The organism is Thioclava sp. NG1 (assembly GCF_003122275.1).
Lineage (GTDB): Bacteria > Pseudomonadota > Alphaproteobacteria > Rhodobacterales > Rhodobacteraceae > Thioclava > Thioclava nitratireducens.
The window spans coordinates 95,647-111,446 of record NZ_QFBB01000002.1 but is presented as its reverse complement, the minus strand read 5'-3'; the positions used below and the strand labels follow the sequence as shown (position 1 = coordinate 111,446).

17 protein-coding genes are annotated in these 15,800 nt (G+C 66.0%); 3 read left to right on the top strand and 14 right to left on the bottom strand.

From position 1 onward, the window contains the following. Positions 1 to 9: 9 nt before the first annotated feature. The 9 genes from DEM26_RS03630 to DEM26_RS03590 form a co-directional block, all read right to left on the bottom strand. A complete protein-coding gene (locus DEM26_RS03630) occupies positions 10 to 1,056 on the bottom strand; it encodes a flavin monoamine oxidase family protein (RefSeq protein ID WP_109171728.1) in 1,047 nt (348 codons plus the stop codon). Between the two features lie 33 nt (positions 1,057 to 1,089). Continuing rightward, positions 1,090 to 1,758 (bottom strand): cupin domain-containing protein, encoded by a 669-nt coding sequence (locus DEM26_RS03625; RefSeq protein ID WP_109171727.1) that lies wholly within the window; start codon positions 1,756 to 1,758, stop codon positions 1,090 to 1,092. A gap of 122 nt (positions 1,759 to 1,880) precedes the next feature. Further along, a complete protein-coding gene (locus DEM26_RS03620; protein WP_109171726.1) occupies positions 1,881 to 2,654 on the bottom strand; it encodes a carbon-nitrogen hydrolase family protein in 774 nt (257 codons plus the stop codon). Between the two features lie 270 nt (positions 2,655 to 2,924). Next, positions 2,925 to 3,890, bottom strand: coding sequence for an FAD:protein FMN transferase (locus tag DEM26_RS03615; protein WP_109171725.1), 966 nt, complete (start codon positions 3,888 to 3,890; stop codon positions 2,925 to 2,927). After that, entirely contained in the window at positions 3,871 to 6,078 is a 2,208-nt protein-coding gene (locus DEM26_RS03610; protein ID WP_109171724.1) for a PepSY domain-containing protein, read from the bottom strand. Before DEM26_RS03610 ends, DEM26_RS03615 begins: the two co-directional genes overlap by 20 nt. Positions 6,079 to 6,089: 11 nt before the next feature. Then, the gene (locus DEM26_RS03605) at positions 6,090 to 6,560 is read right to left on the bottom strand and encodes a DUF2271 domain-containing protein (RefSeq protein WP_075776368.1); all 471 of its coding nucleotides are present in this window, start codon (positions 6,558 to 6,560) and stop codon (positions 6,090 to 6,092) included. Positions 6,561 to 6,599: 39 nt separating this feature from the next. Beyond that, a complete protein-coding gene (locus DEM26_RS03600) occupies positions 6,600 to 7,007 on the bottom strand; it encodes a PepSY domain-containing protein (protein WP_109171723.1) in 408 nt (135 codons plus the stop codon). Between the two features lie 175 nt (positions 7,008 to 7,182). Next, the gene (locus DEM26_RS03595) at positions 7,183 to 7,851 is read right to left on the bottom strand and encodes a cytochrome b/b6 domain-containing protein (protein WP_109171722.1); all 669 of its coding nucleotides are present in this window, start codon (positions 7,849 to 7,851) and stop codon (positions 7,183 to 7,185) included. Beyond that, positions 7,844 to 8,161, bottom strand: a complete 318-nt coding sequence (locus DEM26_RS03590) for a PepSY domain-containing protein (RefSeq protein ID WP_109171721.1) — start codon at positions 8,159 to 8,161, stop codon at positions 7,844 to 7,846. The genes DEM26_RS03595 and DEM26_RS03590 overlap by 8 nt, the downstream gene beginning before the upstream one ends. Before the next feature lie 144 nt (positions 8,162 to 8,305). Between DEM26_RS03590 and DEM26_RS03585 the strand changes: the two genes are divergently transcribed. The 3 genes from DEM26_RS03585 to csgH all read left to right on the top strand — a co-directional run bounded on the left by DEM26_RS03585 (position 8,306) and on the right by csgH (position 11,093). Continuing rightward, positions 8,306 to 8,965, top strand: a complete 660-nt coding sequence (locus DEM26_RS03585; RefSeq protein WP_109171720.1) for a response regulator transcription factor — start codon at positions 8,306 to 8,308, stop codon at positions 8,963 to 8,965. Then, positions 8,962 to 10,311: an ATP-binding protein gene (locus tag DEM26_RS03580; RefSeq protein WP_075776373.1), complete on the top strand. Its 1,350-nt coding sequence runs from the start codon at positions 8,962 to 8,964 to the stop codon at positions 10,309 to 10,311. Before DEM26_RS03585 ends, DEM26_RS03580 begins: the two co-directional genes overlap by 4 nt. A 416-nt stretch (positions 10,312 to 10,727) precedes the next feature. Then, the gene (gene csgH, locus DEM26_RS03570) at positions 10,728 to 11,093 is read left to right on the top strand and encodes a curli-like amyloid fiber formation chaperone CsgH (RefSeq protein WP_088722031.1); all 366 of its coding nucleotides are present in this window, start codon (positions 10,728 to 10,730) and stop codon (positions 11,091 to 11,093) included. Positions 11,094 to 11,124: 31 nt separating this feature from the next. Here csgH and DEM26_RS03565 read toward each other — a convergent pair whose 3' ends face one another. From DEM26_RS03565 to DEM26_RS03545, 5 genes are all read right to left on the bottom strand, one after another. Then, positions 11,125 to 11,307, bottom strand: coding sequence for a hypothetical protein (locus DEM26_RS03565; RefSeq protein ID WP_075776376.1), 183 nt, complete (start codon positions 11,305 to 11,307; stop codon positions 11,125 to 11,127). 74 nt (positions 11,308 to 11,381) lie between these two features. Continuing rightward, complete coding sequence (locus tag DEM26_RS03560; protein ID WP_109171718.1) at positions 11,382 to 13,028, bottom strand: GMC family oxidoreductase; 1,647 nt, start codon at positions 13,026 to 13,028, stop codon at positions 11,382 to 11,384. Continuing rightward, the gene (locus tag DEM26_RS03555) at positions 13,025 to 13,648 is read right to left on the bottom strand and encodes a gluconate 2-dehydrogenase subunit 3 family protein (RefSeq protein ID WP_075776378.1); all 624 of its coding nucleotides are present in this window, start codon (positions 13,646 to 13,648) and stop codon (positions 13,025 to 13,027) included. Before DEM26_RS03555 ends, DEM26_RS03560 begins: the two co-directional genes overlap by 4 nt. Beyond that, the gene (locus DEM26_RS03550) at positions 13,645 to 14,631 is read right to left on the bottom strand and encodes a hypothetical protein (protein WP_109171717.1); all 987 of its coding nucleotides are present in this window, start codon (positions 14,629 to 14,631) and stop codon (positions 13,645 to 13,647) included. Before DEM26_RS03550 ends, DEM26_RS03555 begins: the two co-directional genes overlap by 4 nt. A 67-nt stretch (positions 14,632 to 14,698) precedes the next feature. Next, positions 14,699 to 15,799, bottom strand: coding sequence for an enolase C-terminal domain-like protein (locus tag DEM26_RS03545; protein WP_109171716.1), 1,101 nt, complete (start codon positions 15,797 to 15,799; stop codon positions 14,699 to 14,701). Position 15,800: the final 1 nt, after the last annotated feature.

Here is a 15,800-nt window from a genome sequence, read left to right as displayed (position 1 = left end):
GGGTTCGGCTCAAATACCCAGTTCGCGCGCCACGCGTTCGGCCGCAGCCAATGCGCCTTCCATGTAGCCGCCCATCTCGGGCGCGGTCTCGGATGAGGAGAGATGCACATGTCCGTCATGGAGGCCCCGAAGGACCGGCGGCAGGCCGTAATCGGGGTGAAACCGGAGCGGCTCGAAATCGGCTTCCGTCGCGGTTTCGGGGGCCATGGCCCAGTCCTCCAGCGCATAGGTCACCGGGTTGGCGGCTTCGGGACCGAAGATACGCGCCAATTGCGCGAGCGCCATCGCTTCGATCGTCTCTCCCTGCCCGATCCGCGCCCGCGCGGGGACGCCCAGAAATCCGAAGAGCGCAGCCGGAGATCCTTCCGCCCCGGAGGCATCGTGGATTTCCGCCAGCGGCCCGCGCTGGCTCATCGCATCGCCTGAGAGCCCGGCTTCGCGCCAGAACGGACGCTCGTACACCGCGACGAACTTTGCGTGTCCCGCCATCCACGTCGGGATCGCGCGGAGCGCCTGCATCTGCACGTCGCTCAGCGGCGGCGTAAAAGAGATCTGCGCCGCGACGCGCGGCGGCACGGCAAGCACGACATGCTCGGCCCAGCAGACACGGCCATCCGCAAGCGTGACCGAGGGCCCAGTCCCAAGCGCCACGACCCGCGCACCGGGATGAAGCCGCGCGGCCGGAAGCTCAGCGGCCAGCGCGTTCGTCAGCGCGACCATTCCGCCTTCGAGGCGCCACGACCCGGCCATGCTGGCAAACCCCATGTTGCGGTGGACATGGCCGTTCGCATCTTCCAGCGACACCGCGCCGCGCGCGTACTGCTCGAACTTTCGCAGCTTCAGCGCCTCGGTGAGCGCAGCGATACGTGGCTGGCCGGGCCAGAACCACGACGGGCCGAGATCGACCTTCCCGGCACCGATCTCAAGCGCCTTGACCCGCCCGCCGAAGCGGGGCCGTGCCTCGAACAGCTCGAAAGAAACCCCGCGTGCGTGCAGATGCCGCGCAAGCGCCAAGCCTGCCAGCCCACCGCCGACGATCGCGACCTGCTTCTTCATCGAAGTCCCGTCATTTGGAGAAAGGGTTTTCCGTCACTGGTCCGGTGGCGCTACAAAGCGCAGATGCCCTGTCTTGATCCAGAACTCCGCGCCGTCCTGCCCCGCCTGAACCTGCAGCGTGTGTCCGATAGGCAGGCGCAACCACGACCCCTCGCGCAGCTCGTCGCCGCTCTCGGTCAACGTCCCGCCAAGCACGAGCAGTTCCATCCCGCCCGGATCATCGAGCGACAGGCTCGCATTCGGCGCCAGCCGGAAATAGCGAACGATCTCACGTGCATCGCGGTGAAGCTCGGAGCACTCAATACCCTCTTCGGTGTGGACCAAATCGGTCCGCATGTCCTTGTGGAACTGGTCGCGGTCGTCGGGGTCGAATTGCCAGAGCTTCACGAAGATCGTGCAGCCGCCCTCCGAGCCCGGACGATGCCGGGTCTGCGGCGGATTGCGCACGTAAGTTCCCGCCGGATAATCGCCGCTCTCGTCCTGGAACACCCCTTCCAGCACGAGGTATTCCTCGCCCCCGCCATGCGTATGCGCCGAGAAACCATGCCCCGGGGCGAAGCGCACGATGCTCGTCGCCCTTGCCACCTCGTCGCCGATCCGGTCGAGCATCCGCCGCTCCACGCCAGCCGACGGCGAGCCATGCCAATCGAGCGTGTCGGAATGAACGAGCACGCGCTCCGAAAACTCCGCGTTGATTTCCATATGTCCTCCGAAATATTTGCCCCAACCCGAGGTGGACTGTCGCACCGCCCCTAAGCGGTGCGTAATCGGGAGCTATGCTCGGATGGCCGAATTTCAAATCGCGAAGGCGCGAAGGCCGCCGACTACTCCACTCGGCGCAAATCGTCGAACTGAACCGAGATCGCCTCGGCCGGATAATCGGCAGTTTTCGGCAGGTCCGCAATCAACGTCGTCGGCCCTCTTCCGGCCTGCGCCACGGCCTGCCCGTCGGGGCCCGCGATCACCGACTTGCCGCCAAAGTCGATCTCTCGATCAGGTCCCGCGTAATTCGCGTAGACGACCACGGCCGCGTTTTCGTTCGCCCGCGCCCGCACGAGCAGATCGGGAACGTGATCGTAGCCAACCGGATTCGCCGTGGGCACGAGGATCAATTCGGCCTTGGCACGCGCCAGAGCACGCGCATGTTCCGGGAACTCGATGTCATAGCAAATCAGCAGACCGGTCCGGACGCCATTCAGCTCGAATACGGGTGGCGCCTCCGTACCGAAGTCGAAGCTCGCACGCTCCATCTCGCCGAAGAGCTGAATCTTGCGATAATGCGCGACCCTTGCGCCTGTCTTGTCGAGCACGGACGCCGCGTTGAACACCTGATCGCCCAGCCGTTCGGCCCAGCCATAACAGATCGCACACCCGTGTTTCCGCGCGATGTCGCGCATCGCTGCGCACCACTCTCCGTCGAGCGGTTGCGCTTGCTCGCGGTGTTCTTCGGGGCGGTTGTAGCCGGGCAGTATCAGCTCGGGCAGCACGACAAGATCGGCTCCGAGCGACGCCACACCGCTCACCCATTCCTCGATGATCGCAAATATTTGCCTCTGATCAGAGGAAAGCGGCCGCGGTTGGACAAGCGCGATTTTCATGTTCGTCTCCATTTTCGACAGACAAGGGTTATCGCTTGCGCCGCAGCCCGGCAATCAGAGCGCGACCTGCAAACTGCGCGCCCCTTTCCGGGTCAAGGCGGATCGGATTACTCGCGGCACAGGGATCGCGCGATGCATCAACGATCAGGTCGGGATATCGTTTTCCTCCACCGTTACGCCCATCCCGATAAGGGGCGAGGACATGTCGGAGCGCGCCTGCAGCGGCATCTCCCGGCGCCGTCGGTCGGATCCGCGGCGAACCGACGTAGCCTATACCGTGGCCGCCACACTCTGGGGAAAGAGTTCGCCTGTGCCACGGCTTTGCACGCTGCCATCGTCCTCATGCATAAGGAACAGGGCGTCGAGACCGCGCGCCTTCGCAACCTCCAGCCCCTTGCCCGGACCGAGCACCATCAGCGCGGTGGCCCAGCCATCTGCTTCGGCGCAACTGCGCGCGACCACCGTCACGGAGGCAGGCGATGCCAGCAACGGCGCGCCACGCGAACGATCCATCGTATGCGAGAGCCTGCGCACGCCGAGATCGATCCAGTGACGGTAATCGCCCGACGTTGCGACCGATGCATTCTCGAGCGCGAGGATCGAATGCGGCATGCGGCGAAGCGGATCGGGGCTCTCGACCGCGATCGTCCACGCGCTGCCATCTGGCCTGAGCCCCTCGGCCCGCATTTCGCCGTCGATCCCGACAAGACCAGCCTCGATCCCCTGCGCGGCCAGCGTCTCGGCGAGGCGATCCACGCCGTAACCTTTCGCGATCCCGTTCAGGTCCAGCGCCGCGGGGCAGTGCTTGCGCACCCTGCCATGGTCGATCTCGAGCCATTCATATGCAGGCTGCCGCGGCACGCTCATCGCGGCGCGGATCGCGTCGGGCGACGCTTCGTCGGGCCCGAAGCCCCACGCCGTGACTGCATCGCCGAGCCCGACATCGAACGCGCCCCCAGAGGCTTTGCCGATCTCCAGCCCGAGGTGGAGCACTTTGGCCAAGCGACCGGGCACCTTCACCCATTCGCCTTCCGGAGCCGCATTGAGCCGCATCAGGTCGCTGTCGGGTTTCCACGTGGACATCTGGGTGTCCACCTCCGCAACCGCCGCCTGAAGCGCGGCCCGGATCGGCGCGGGATCGCGCCCGGGCGGTGCGAAAAACAGGGCGGTCCAGCGGGTGCCCATGGTCGGGCCGTGCAGGGCGTGGCGCACGAGATCAGAAGATGTCTTCGACATAGCGTCCCTCCGTTTTCAGTTTGGTCGCACTCAGACCAGAGGCCGCGAGGATATCGTGAAGGGCATCGGCGACCCCCGCCGCCATGTCTCTCCCGCCGCACACCATGATCCGCGCGCCGCTCTGCACGAGCCGAACCAATTCGGGGCCATCGGCGCGCATCGCATCCTGCACATAGCGCGGGCGCTGGCCGCGCGAGACCGAGGTCACGAGCCGCGACAGACGGCCCTCGTCCTTCCAACCGCCGATCTCCTGCGCATAGAGGAAATCGCTTTGCGGATCGCGCATCCCGAAGAACAGGTGGATCGGGCGACGTTGCTCGTTCTCACGCACGAAGCCCACAAGGGGGCCGATCCCCGTGCCCGCGCCAATCAGGATCAGCGGCGTATGCGAGCGGTCCGGTCGGAAGGCGGGGTTGCGCCGGATGAATGCGCGAACGCGCTCCCCCGGCTCGAGCGCCGTCAGTTGGCTCGAACACAGGCCGCCGGGATGCTTCCTGACCACGATCTCCAGAAACCCGTCGCGACGCGACGACGCGAGCGAATAAAAGCGCGGTGTCGGCGCCCCTTCGGGCAGGATCCCGATCAGGTCTCCCGCGGCGAACCGCGTGAAACCCGTACCCGTCAGCCTCTGCCAGAACGTAGCGCGCGGCAGCGAGAAGCGCAGGATCGACGTCGGCGCCTGCACGTCCGCCCCGTAATCGCGCCGCGACTGGAGCGTGAGTTCGGTCGTGACGGGCGGCGTCGGTTGGTGATGCAGATCAAGCTCGATCCCGAGCACCGCGCCCAGCGCCTGCCCCCAGCGCGCGAAGGCCTGCGGCGACTGACGGTCGATCGTGTCATAGGGCAGAAGAACCGGCCACCTCTTCGCGTCCACGGTGTCGGCAACCGTCTGGGCATAGGCGCAATAGGCAGGGAAACTCCGGTCCCCGAAGCCGAGCACGGCAATCGGGATATCCAGCGCATCGGAATGGGCTTCGAGTTTCGTCAGGAACCCTTTCGCGGAACTGGGCTCCGCCCCGTCGCCATAGGTTGCCGCGAGCACGATGATCCGATCGGCCCGGGCGTAACGCTCGGGGGCGAAGGACGACATCGGCGCGATGTGAACACTCTGGCCCGCTGCGCGAAGCGCCGCGTGCAGGGTCGTCGCAAACCCCCATGTGCTGCCGCTTTCGCTACCGACGAGAAGGATCGTCTCCGCGCGCCCGGCCGACTGGTTGGCCCGGACACGCGGGCGTCCGCGACGCCCCACGAGCCAGATCGACACGCCGGTCAGACCCATCGCCGGCACGCCGAGCGCCATGAGACCCAGCACCGCACCAAGCAGCGCAGCGCCCTGCCCCGTATGCAGGGTGTAGATGGTTTCCGAGACGCGTTGCCATGCGGTCAGATCCGCCCAGGCGAGCACGGTGCCGGTGCCCTGATCGAGATAGCCGGTGCCGCGATCGGTCTTGAGCGTGAACACATCGGTGGCATCGCCGTCATAGGGGAAGCTCAGGCTGCGCAGTTCCGAGACGGGCGTGGTGCCGAGCAAGCCGAGATCGGCAATCGACGCGCCCGTTTGGCCGCTCACCTCGGCGGGCACGCCCAGCGACGGCCCGCCATCCGGGATCAGCGCGAAGGTCGAGGCCGTCATCCACAAAGAGGTGACGGAGGAGAAGATCAGACCTATCACCGCGACGCGGGCGATCTCCACATGGAGCCGCCCGGCGAGCGGCCCGCGCAAACGGGAGAACCAGTTCCGCCAACCGCCGACACGCCGCGCGACGAGCATCGCTCCGGAGACCGAGAGCACAAGCATCGCGACGGCGCCCAGCGCGCTCGCGACACGGCCGGGATCGCCGAGAAAGAGGGAGCGATGCAGGTTGGTCAGCCAACGCTGAAAGCCATTCGGATCAGCCGAGGCGACGCCGCGACCCGTCATGGGATCGATTACGGCGGCACCGGGCTGTCCGGACTCGAACCAATAGGCGGTGATCCGCCCCGACGGTGCACGCCGGATCTGCTCGAGCCCCGGATAGACAGTCTGGATGCGCTCGGCGAGGGTCGCAACGCTTAGCTCTGCGCCGGCCTGCGGCGCCGCGATCCGCTCCGTAACCGGAAAGACCGCGAGCACCGCGCCGCTAAGCGCCAGCACCGTGACAAGCGCCAGGGCAATCAGCCCCGGCCAGCGATGAAACGCGCGGATCATGGCCTTTCACCTCACATGTCGTAGGTGAAATCGGCCACGTAGCGACGGCCCGAGACCGGCTTGCCCGCGCCGTCCGTGGTCAGCGGTACGGCGATCTCGTTGGGGCTGTCGCGCATGTCCTCGACCGCGGCGTCGACGTGGAGCGTGTAGCCCGCGTCGAAGAGCGCATCCGCGAGATCGAGCGTTATCTCGAGCGTCCGGCCCGCGCCGACGCTGGCGCCGGTGATGCCGTTGATCTGCGCCGGGTCGCCCGCGGTCGCGCGATACCAGTCGCGGAGATGCTCGTAATATTTGGACTTGCCACCCGCCATCCAGAGGCTGCCCGCATAGGCGCCCGAGGGGTCGGTGACATAGAGCGCGAGATAAGCGCCGTCGCCGCCGTAATTGTTCAGCGTGGTCTTGAGCGTGACGGGCTGCGCCGACGCGAGGGCGGGAACGGTCAGCGCCGTGCTCAGCGCCAAAGTTGCTAGAAGAGACTTCATTACGGGAATCCTTTTTTGGGGGAGGAATGCGATGTCGGCTCAGTTCACCTGAACCTTGGGCGGCGCGCCGTTGCCGAAGAGACCGTTTTTCGGCGGGGCGACCGTGCCCGCGGGGGCCGGGTTGCGCGCCGATGCGCCGTAATCGTCATCGTCATCGTCGTCGTCTTCTTCGTCATCGTCCTCATGTTCCGACCTGATGAGGCGCAGCGTCGCCGGATCGAGCTTGGTGTCGATTTTCCGCCCGTCGCGGTCGCGGCCCTCGATCTTGTATCGGCCGTCTTCGCTCTCGATTTCCTCGACGGTCCAGCCGTTCTCGCGCGCCATCTGCATCACCGCATCACGGGACATTCCTTCGCCGCGCGAAGACTTTCTGTAGTCGTCGTCGGCCAAGGCCATCCCTGCGGGCAGCAGGGCGATGAGGGGAAGTGCAGTCAGGGTCTTTCGCATGGCAGTGTCTCCTTTTTCATCTGCTACCGACAATCTGGGCAGCGGACCTGAGGGCATCCTGACAGGCGGACGGTTTCCGCTTCAGCTTGGCGTCAGGAAAAAGGCCCCGCCGTGTGAGGGCGGGGCCGAGTGAGGCCGCGGAACGAAACGGCCTTGGTGACGAAATCGGAAGCGGTCAGGCGATATCGCCGGGGCCAGGCGCACGCTTGTCACCGGTGAGCATCGACCGCGCGAGGTTCTCGCGATGCCGGAAAGACGCAAGAACGACACCGGCGACATGCAACGCCACGAGCAGCAGGACCAGATTGGCGAGAACCTCGTGCAGCTCCTCGAGCGCCTCGTTACCGCCGCCCTCTGCGCCCTCGCCATATTCGCCCTCCTCGTCGGCCAGCGCCGGGGTCACGATCTGCGGCAGCGCGGGCAGCATCGCGAGGCGTGTCGGTTCCGCCATCAGCCAGCCGGTGAAGGCGGTTCCCGACAGCGAGATCAGCAACGCCACGATCATCAACGCCCCCGCAGGGTTGTGACCGAGATAGCGACGCTCCTTGCCGCGCAGCATATCGCCAAGATAGGAGAGCGTCTGCGCCGGCCCTCTGAGGAACTGGGTGAACCGGGCATAGCGCCCGCCCACGATCCCCCAGATCAGTCGGAGCGCGACCAGCCCGGCGACAGTGTAGCCTGCGACCTCATGCACCGGCTGCACTTCGTCGGCGGTGAACCAAGCAATCACGAAGGTGGCGACAAGAGCCCAGTGGAATATCCGCACCAGCGGATCCCAGACCCGCACGCGTCCCCCGGCCTCGCCGTTCGGACGCGTTGCGTCGCGAAATGCTGCGTCACTCATGGTTGTCTCCTTCACGATCTTGGCGGGACCGACCGTCTTCGCCGTTTTCAAATTCGATCTCGAGAACCTGGAGCGTCGCCGGATGAAGCTTCACTTCGACCCGGCGGCCCTGCACGTCAGTGCCGTCGATCTCGTAGCAGCCGTCGTCGATCTTGATGCGGCGCACTGTCCAGCCGTTCTGCTCGGCGAGCTGGACCACGGCGTCGCGGGGCTGCCAATCCGCCATCGGCGCGAAACAATCGTCATCGGCCAGGGCCGCCCCGGCCGGGAACGTCGCGAGAAAGGCGAGAATTGTCATGGTCTTCTTCATGGGCCAAACTCCTGTTCACGGCCAATTCCGCACCTTTCATGGGCAATCAATCTGACGGGAACCTGAAGCCGCATCCCGCGCAGCGTCAGCTTGGTGTCAGCCGGGCGGGTTAAGAGGGGTCAACGGACAAGAGATGGAACGAAGATGCGCATGCTGCTGATCGAGGACGACACTATTCTGGGCAACGCGGTGCGCGACCAGATCGCAAGCGACGGTCACTCCGTGGACTGGGTCACGCGACTCGACGAAGCGGGCGCGTCGGTCCGCAGCACCGGCTACGATCTCGTCCTGCTGGACCTCATGCTTCCCGACGGTCGGGGCATCGGCTTTCTGAAGGCGCTGCGCGGCCGGGGCGATGTGACGCCGGTTATCATCATGACCGCGCTCGATCAGGTCTCGGACCGGATCGAGGGGCTTAACGCGGGCGCCGACGACTATCTCGTGAAGCCCTTCGATCTCGCGGAGCTCTCGGCGCGCATCGGGTCGGTGGCGCGGCGCTACAGCGGCAATCCGAACCCGATCGTGAGCCATGCCGGGCTCGAGATCGACCTCGCCGCGCGCAGCATCAGGCGCGACGGCAAGCCCGTGCAGCTGACCGCGCGCGAATGGGCCCTGTTCGAAGCGTTCCTCTCGCGACCCGGCCAGTTGCTGTCGAAAGCCCAGCTAGAAGAGAAGCTCTACGCCTTCGATGCGGAAGTGGAGAGCAACACGATCGAGGTCCATGTCAGCCGCCTGCGCAAGAAACTCGGCGCCCATGTGATCGAGACAGAACGCGGCCTCGGCTACAGGCTGGGCAAGGCATGAGGCTGCCGCGAAGCCTTCAGGCCCGTCTGGGACTTTCGCTCGGGGTCGTGCTGGCGTTGATGTGGATCGCCGCAGCGACGGTCACCGCGCTGATCGTGCGCAAGGAGATGAGCGAGGTCTTCGATTCCACGCTTCAGGAAACGGCGCAGCGGATTCTGCCCCTCGCGGTCATGGATATCGTGAACCGTGACAGCACGAATGTGACACAGCGCCTTGCGCAGCTTCGCAATCACGAGGAATTCTTCACCTATATCGTGCGGGACGCGGAGGGGCGTATCCTGCTCCAATCCCACGCCGCCGATCCCTCCGTGTTCCCTGCGTATGAGGGACGGGGCTTCAGCCAGACGGCCACCCACCGGCTGTACAGCGATGCCGCGCTTCAGGACACGGTACGGATCACCGTCGCGGAGCCGCTCGCGCATCGCGCGCAGGTCGCCCGCGAGATCGAGCTCGGCCTCGGCCTGCCTTTGCTGATCGTGATCCCGCTCGCTTTCGCGGCTGTCGTTCTCGCGGTGCGGACCAATCTGGGGCCGTTGCGGCGGTTCCGGACCAGCCTCGAGGCGCGCAACGCCCGCGACCTTACACCCATTCCGACTGACGACCTGCAGGCCGAGATCGCCCCGGTCGCAGCCACGCTCAACAATCTTCTGGGGCGGTTGCGCGAGGGGATCGAGGCCGAGCGAAGCTTCGCCTCGAATGCGGCCCATGAACTGCGCACACCGCTTGCCGGTGCCATCGCGCAGACCCAACGGCTGAGCGCGGAAACCACCGATCCAGCCGCCAAGGCACGCGCCGCCGATATCGAAGCGACGCTCAAACGTCTCACGCGGCTCTCGGAACGACTGCTGCAGCTCGCCCGGGCGGAAGGCGGGCCGTTGCGGCTGGAGCGCAGTTCGGACCTGCGCATGACCGCCCGCCTGATTGTCGAAGACCTCGCGCGCAGCCTCGATCCCGGGCGTATTGCGCTGGAGTTACCGGAGACGCCCGTGCTCTCGGATCTCGATCCCGACGCCTTCGGCATCCTGTGCCGGAACCTCATCGAGAACGCCCTGAAGCACGGTGCGCAGGACGACCCCGTCACGGTACGGCTGACCAAGGAGGGCGTGTTCACAGTGACGAATGGCGGGCCCGTCATCCCCAAGGAGACGCTGGCGCGCCTGACTGCGCGGTTCGAGCGAGCAGGCAGCACGAATGACGGCAGCGGGTTGGGCCTCGCCATCGTCTCAGTGATCGCGGAGCGCATCGAAAGCCCCCTCACTCTGACCTCGCCGCCGAGCGGTCGCGACGCGGGTCTCGAGGTCAGGGTGCAGCTCCCTCTGAATGGGACGGAGGTTAAGCCGTCGTGACGGTCACACGCCGCAGGGATGGGCAAACGACCGCCGCATGGCATCGTCGTTTAGCGAAGGCGCAAGAAACGCTGAGAGACATCGACCTCAACGCGATGAAACACTTCGTGGCCGTCGCCCGGCTGGGCGGCATCTTGAAGGTAGCCGAGGAACTGGGCGCGTCGCCCTCTCCCGTCAGCGAGCGCGATCATTCGAATGGCCGAGCGGGGACGGAAATAAACCGTCCGGGGTAAAGCCAGCTCCGATCAGACGTGATATTCTCGATATGTCAGGGTCTTGCATCATCTGAGAAAGGCACCAGCGACGTGATCGCCAGAGACGTGCGGTCCCAGCTGCTGTTCTTGGCCGGCACTACGTTCGTTTTTACTCTGGAGACCTCAACCGGCCGGCGCGCCCCGTGATCACAGGAGCTCATCATGAAACTGAAGGCCTATCTCCTCGCCTTTCTACTTGTCGCACCGTTTCAGGCTCTGGCCGACGGGGCCGGGCGCGCATGGATTTCACTCTCGAAAGACAAAGGACTTGTCACGATTGAGACCTTCTCCCGGCTGGAGCCCGGCCATTCGGGTAAATATATCCTCGAGGTGATGAAAAGCGGCCCGAACGGGCGATCCGTCAACCGGCAAGCCGGCTCTGTTCCTGTATCCGATGGAGACGCGACCGGCCCGCTTTCCACAGCGAAGATCTCGTTGGAAGCGAATGCGGACCTCACCGTTCACCTGCGCGTCACCGATGACGAAGGGCGGGTGTTCGAAGATACGGCGGTGAAATCCGGCGAGTGACCCTGCAGCGGATCAGCCGCCGAACACGCGCTTATTCGGAGCGTTCTCCGGGAGGTTTCTTGAGCCGGACGTAAGCCGCATAGCCTTCTCGCAAGGGGGTGTACTCCGTGACGTTCTCCACGAGGTCGCCCTCGAAGCGGTCATCGACCTCCGGCAACCGGTCGACGTTCTTGTCGGCCCTCAGACCGTCCGCATATTCGACCTTGATCTTCATGGCGTCCTCTCAAATCGGGTAATTTCTATGAACTCGCAGCGCCCCGCCCGCGTGCGGGGCGCCACCCTTCGTCTTCAATGGAAGCGCGCATCGATGATCCGGTCGGCGATCCGCGCGGCATTGGCGAGGATCGTCATCGCCGGGTTCACGCCGCCGCCGGTGGGCATCAGCGAGCCGTCACAGATCCACAGATTGTCGACATCCCAGCTGCGGCCCATGTTGTTGGTGACCGAGGTCTCGGGATCGTCGCCCATCGGGCAACCGCCCATCAGATGCGCCGTGCTCTGGGTTTCGAACAGGTTGTGACCGCCCGCGGCGCGCATCATCCGGGACATGAACCCCCGTGCATGTTCCTGCAGCCGCTTGTCATTGTCGCAGAAGGAATGGGTCACCTTGGCCCGGGGAAGGCCAAGCGCATCGGTCTCGTCGGCCAGCGTCACGCGGTTGTCCGGTGACGGCATCGACTCTCCCACCATCTTCAGCCCCGCCATCCGGTTGTAGCGGCCCATCTTGCTCAGCAGATCGTCGCCGAACAGCCCCGACGAGGAGACCAGCGTGCCCGCAAAATCGCCGGGCAGCGGGCCTTGGCTCATGAAGGAATAGCCACCGTCGAAATCCTTGCTCGGGTCGTCATCGGCATAGTTCCAGTGCTCGCAGGTCGCCATCGAGGGCGGGCCCTTGTACCAGCGGATCTCCGCGTCGAACTCGCCCCAGACGGCGTCGTTCGCATGCACCATGAGGTTGCGCCCGACCATGCCGTTGGAATTGCCCAAGCCCTGCGGATGCTGTGCGTTGGCCGAGTTCAGCAACAGCCGCGGCGTCTCGATGGAGTAGCCGGCCACCACCACATTCGCGGCCTTCTGGAAATGCCATTCCCCGTCGCGATGGTAGGAGACGCCACTGGCGCGCCCGTCCGGGCCCGTTTCGATGCGGCCAACCATGGCGAGGTCGCGCACCTCCGCCCCCGCCTTGATCGCGCGGGGGACATAGGTAATCAGCATGCTCTGCTTGGCATTCACCGAACAGCCGATCTTGCACATGCCGCGATAGGCGCAGGGCGGAGACTTCCCGCGTGGCGCGGAGACGGTGCAGAGCGGCGTCGGCGCCCAATCGACGCCAAGCGCCTCGGCCCCGCGCGCCAGAACCAGACCGGCCTCGTTCACCTCATGCTCGCGATAGGGGTAGCGCCCGCGATCGGGCCCCCACGGGTAGCGGATCGGCCCCGAAATCTTCAGAGCGTCCTCCACCTCGTCGTAGTAGCGCCACATCTCGCGCCAATCGACGGGCCAGTCGCGGCCGTAACCAAGTTTCGAGCGGGACTTGAACCATTCCGGACGGAAGCGGAGCGACACCATCTGGAAATGCACCGAGGAGCCACCCACCGCGCGGCCGGAGTTGTTCGCCCCGAGTTCGATCGGATCGTCGCCGTCGGAGATACGCGGATCGAGCCAATAGAGCTTGTCCTGCTCGCGCTCATCGGATGCGAAGTCGCGCTTTGGCTGGAAGAAGGGACCGGCATCGAACAGCACCACCGACATTCCGGCTTCGGCGAGCTTGGCTGCGAGAACCGAACCGCCGCAGCCCGCACCGACGATCACGAAATCGACCGGCGCGTTCTTAGGGTATTCGCGCATCAGCACCTGCCCTTCGCGCTTGAATACGTCCGGGGCGTGGCCATCCACCGCGCGGGGGCGATCGCTGCGAGACGCGTCTTGGGTCATGCCTGGTCCTCCCATTTTCCGAAGGGCGCCTCCCACGGGTCGATCTGGCCGGCCTTGAGGCGCACATAGCCGCGTGGCGCGGCGGGGCCGCCATAGCCGATCTCGCTCATCCCGGCGGGGGCGCTGTAATAGATTTCCACGATCTGCTTGAGCAAAAGCGCGCGGAAGAATTTCTGCGGTGGCATGTCCTGCCATGTCTCGGGCGCGCGACAGTCGCTGCGATCGATGGCGCGCAGCAGGCGCTCCTGCTCGGGCCGGTCGAGCTCGCGAAATCCGCGCCCGTCGAACGTCGCGCGTGCCTCGGCATCAATCGCCTTCAGGCCGCGGGGCCATGCCTCGCGCTCGGGCGGCATCGTGGCGAACCGGGTGCCGGTGCCGCGATCCTCGTGCAGCGCCGCGTCGATGAAGGGCGCGATGGGCACGGGCTCGGGGCGGCGCTGCGGGATCACGACCGCGCAGAGCGCCTCCAGAAGCGCGAACTGGTCCGGGTCGAGGAAGCGGCGCGGCGGCGGATCACGTCGCGCGCGCAGAACCTCGCGGGTCTGATCGTCGAAGGACGGGCTGTCCCATTTATCGAGCACGTCATAGCCCGGATACGGGGTACGAAACGGTTCGCTCATATCGCTGCCCTTTCCTTTGTCTGGTGCGGCTGATCCTGTTCCACCGCGAGCAGATCGAGTGCGGCACGCCCGGTCTTGCCGAGCCCCGCGAAGCTGATTGGCGCGGGCATCGGCGGGCCCGCCAGCGTCGTCTGTCGCCAGTTGCGCCAGCCCGCCGAGTTGCGTGCGACGCCGTAGGCATGAAAGCCTGTGCCGACATAGCCAAGCCCCTCGACCGCGCGCAGCAGCAGGGTAAGCGGGCGCCGGAAGCGCCTATGCGGATAGATCGCCTGCGCCATCAGCCCGGCGGCGGCGAGCGGCGGCAGCGTGACCGGCAGATACATCGCCTTGTCATGGAACGCGCCGCGGAAATGCAGCAGCGCAACTTCGCCCGACTCCGCCACCAGCGCGAGCGCGGTGAGGCAGGCCAGTTCGCGCCCGTGCAGATGCTCGTAGCCGCGAGTCTGGGCCATCCGGTGGGTGACGATGCCGAACAGACCGCTCATGATCAGCGCCCCCGGTGCACCGAGCGGCGCGGCGTAGAACAGGTTGTTCCACGAAATCCCACCGGGCCGGCGACTGATGTTGCGCAGGTGGAACCCCATCCCGGCCATCCCGATCCCGACGGAGGTGAGATGCGTCGCCTCGAGCGCCCGGCCGCGCTTGCTGCGCCGCGGCTCCGCCAGGGCGGCTGCCATCGCGGTCGCTCCAGTCAGCGGGGCGACATACATCTCGTCGCGGCGGAAATCGCCGCGCAGATGTTCCAGCGCGCTGTCGAAAAGGACGCTTGCGCCCATGATCGCGGCCCCGTCCCGACCGAGCCGCAGCGCCTCGCGCTTGTTGCGCGACCGCTTCACCGGGTTGCCGGAACGCGGGCGGCGCGCGGCCAGCCCGGCGGCGACGAAACCGAGGCCCACGCCTGCGACGATGGCGCCCAGCCCGATGCCGCCGACGGGCCGACGGGTGCGGCGTCGGAATGCTTCGTATATCCTGTCATGGGTCATTGCGAATTCCCTTTGCTACTGCCGAAACCTTTCGTCCCGGCGTCAGACGATGCGCCGGGAACTGCGCTCAGGCCTGTCGGAACCGCTCGGCTTCACGCGGACGCAGCCGCAGCCCCAGCCCCGGTTCGCCATTGTCGCGAAGCTGGCCCTTATCCGGCTCGGGCGCGCCGTCGAACAGCATCCCCTCGATCCGGACATGGTCGTGAAACCATTCGAGATGGATCGCGGGCAGCGCGGCGAGGCAGGCGTGCAGATGCAGCGCGGGAGCGCAATGCGCAGAGAGCGGCACCTGATGCGCGGCGCTCAGCGCGGCCACGCCCATGAAGCCGGTGATACCCGCGCAGCGCGTGGCATCCGCCTGCAGCACATCCACCGCGCCCGCTTCGAGCATGTGGCGGAAATAGCCGATATTGAAACCGTACTCCCCCGCCGTGACATTCATCCCCGCCGGGGCCCGGTCGCGGCACAGGCGCAGCCCTTCGAGATCGTCCGAGGAGACCGGCTCCTCGTGCCATTCGACGCCGAATTCGCGGGCACGCTCGGCCAACGCCAGCGCCTCCTTGCGGTTCTGGGCACCATTCGCATCCATGAACAGCCGACAGTCGGAACCGATGGCGTTGCGCGCCTGTTTCAACCGGTGCGGATCACGATCGGGGTCGCGCCCGACCTTGATCTTCACCATCGAGAAGCCTTCGGCGGCCCAACCCTCGAGTTGGTCGCGCAGCTGCCGGTCGTCATAGGAGGTGAAGCCGCCCGAGCCATAGGCCGGAATCGCGTCGCGCGCGCGGCCGAGAAGGGCGGCGACGGGCTGGCCCAGCAGCTTCCCTTTTAGGTCCCAAAGCGCCGTGTCCACCGCCGCAATTGCCATCGCGACGGGACCATCGCGCCCGATGTTGCGCGTGGCATGCACCATCGCCAGCCAGAGCTTCGCGATGTCGAGCGCATTGCGCCCTTTCACTTGTGGAAAGAGAGTATCGCGCACGATCCCCGCCGTCGCGGGGGTCGTGTAACTGTAGCCAAGGCCGGTCTCGCCCCCAGCGGAGATGGAGACGAGAACCATCGAGGTCTCGCTCCATTCCAGCGTCCCGTCGGATTCCGGTGCATCTGTCGGGATCGTCAGGACGGAGACGTCGACCCCCTCGATCAGCGGATCGGAGCCGAGGGTCATC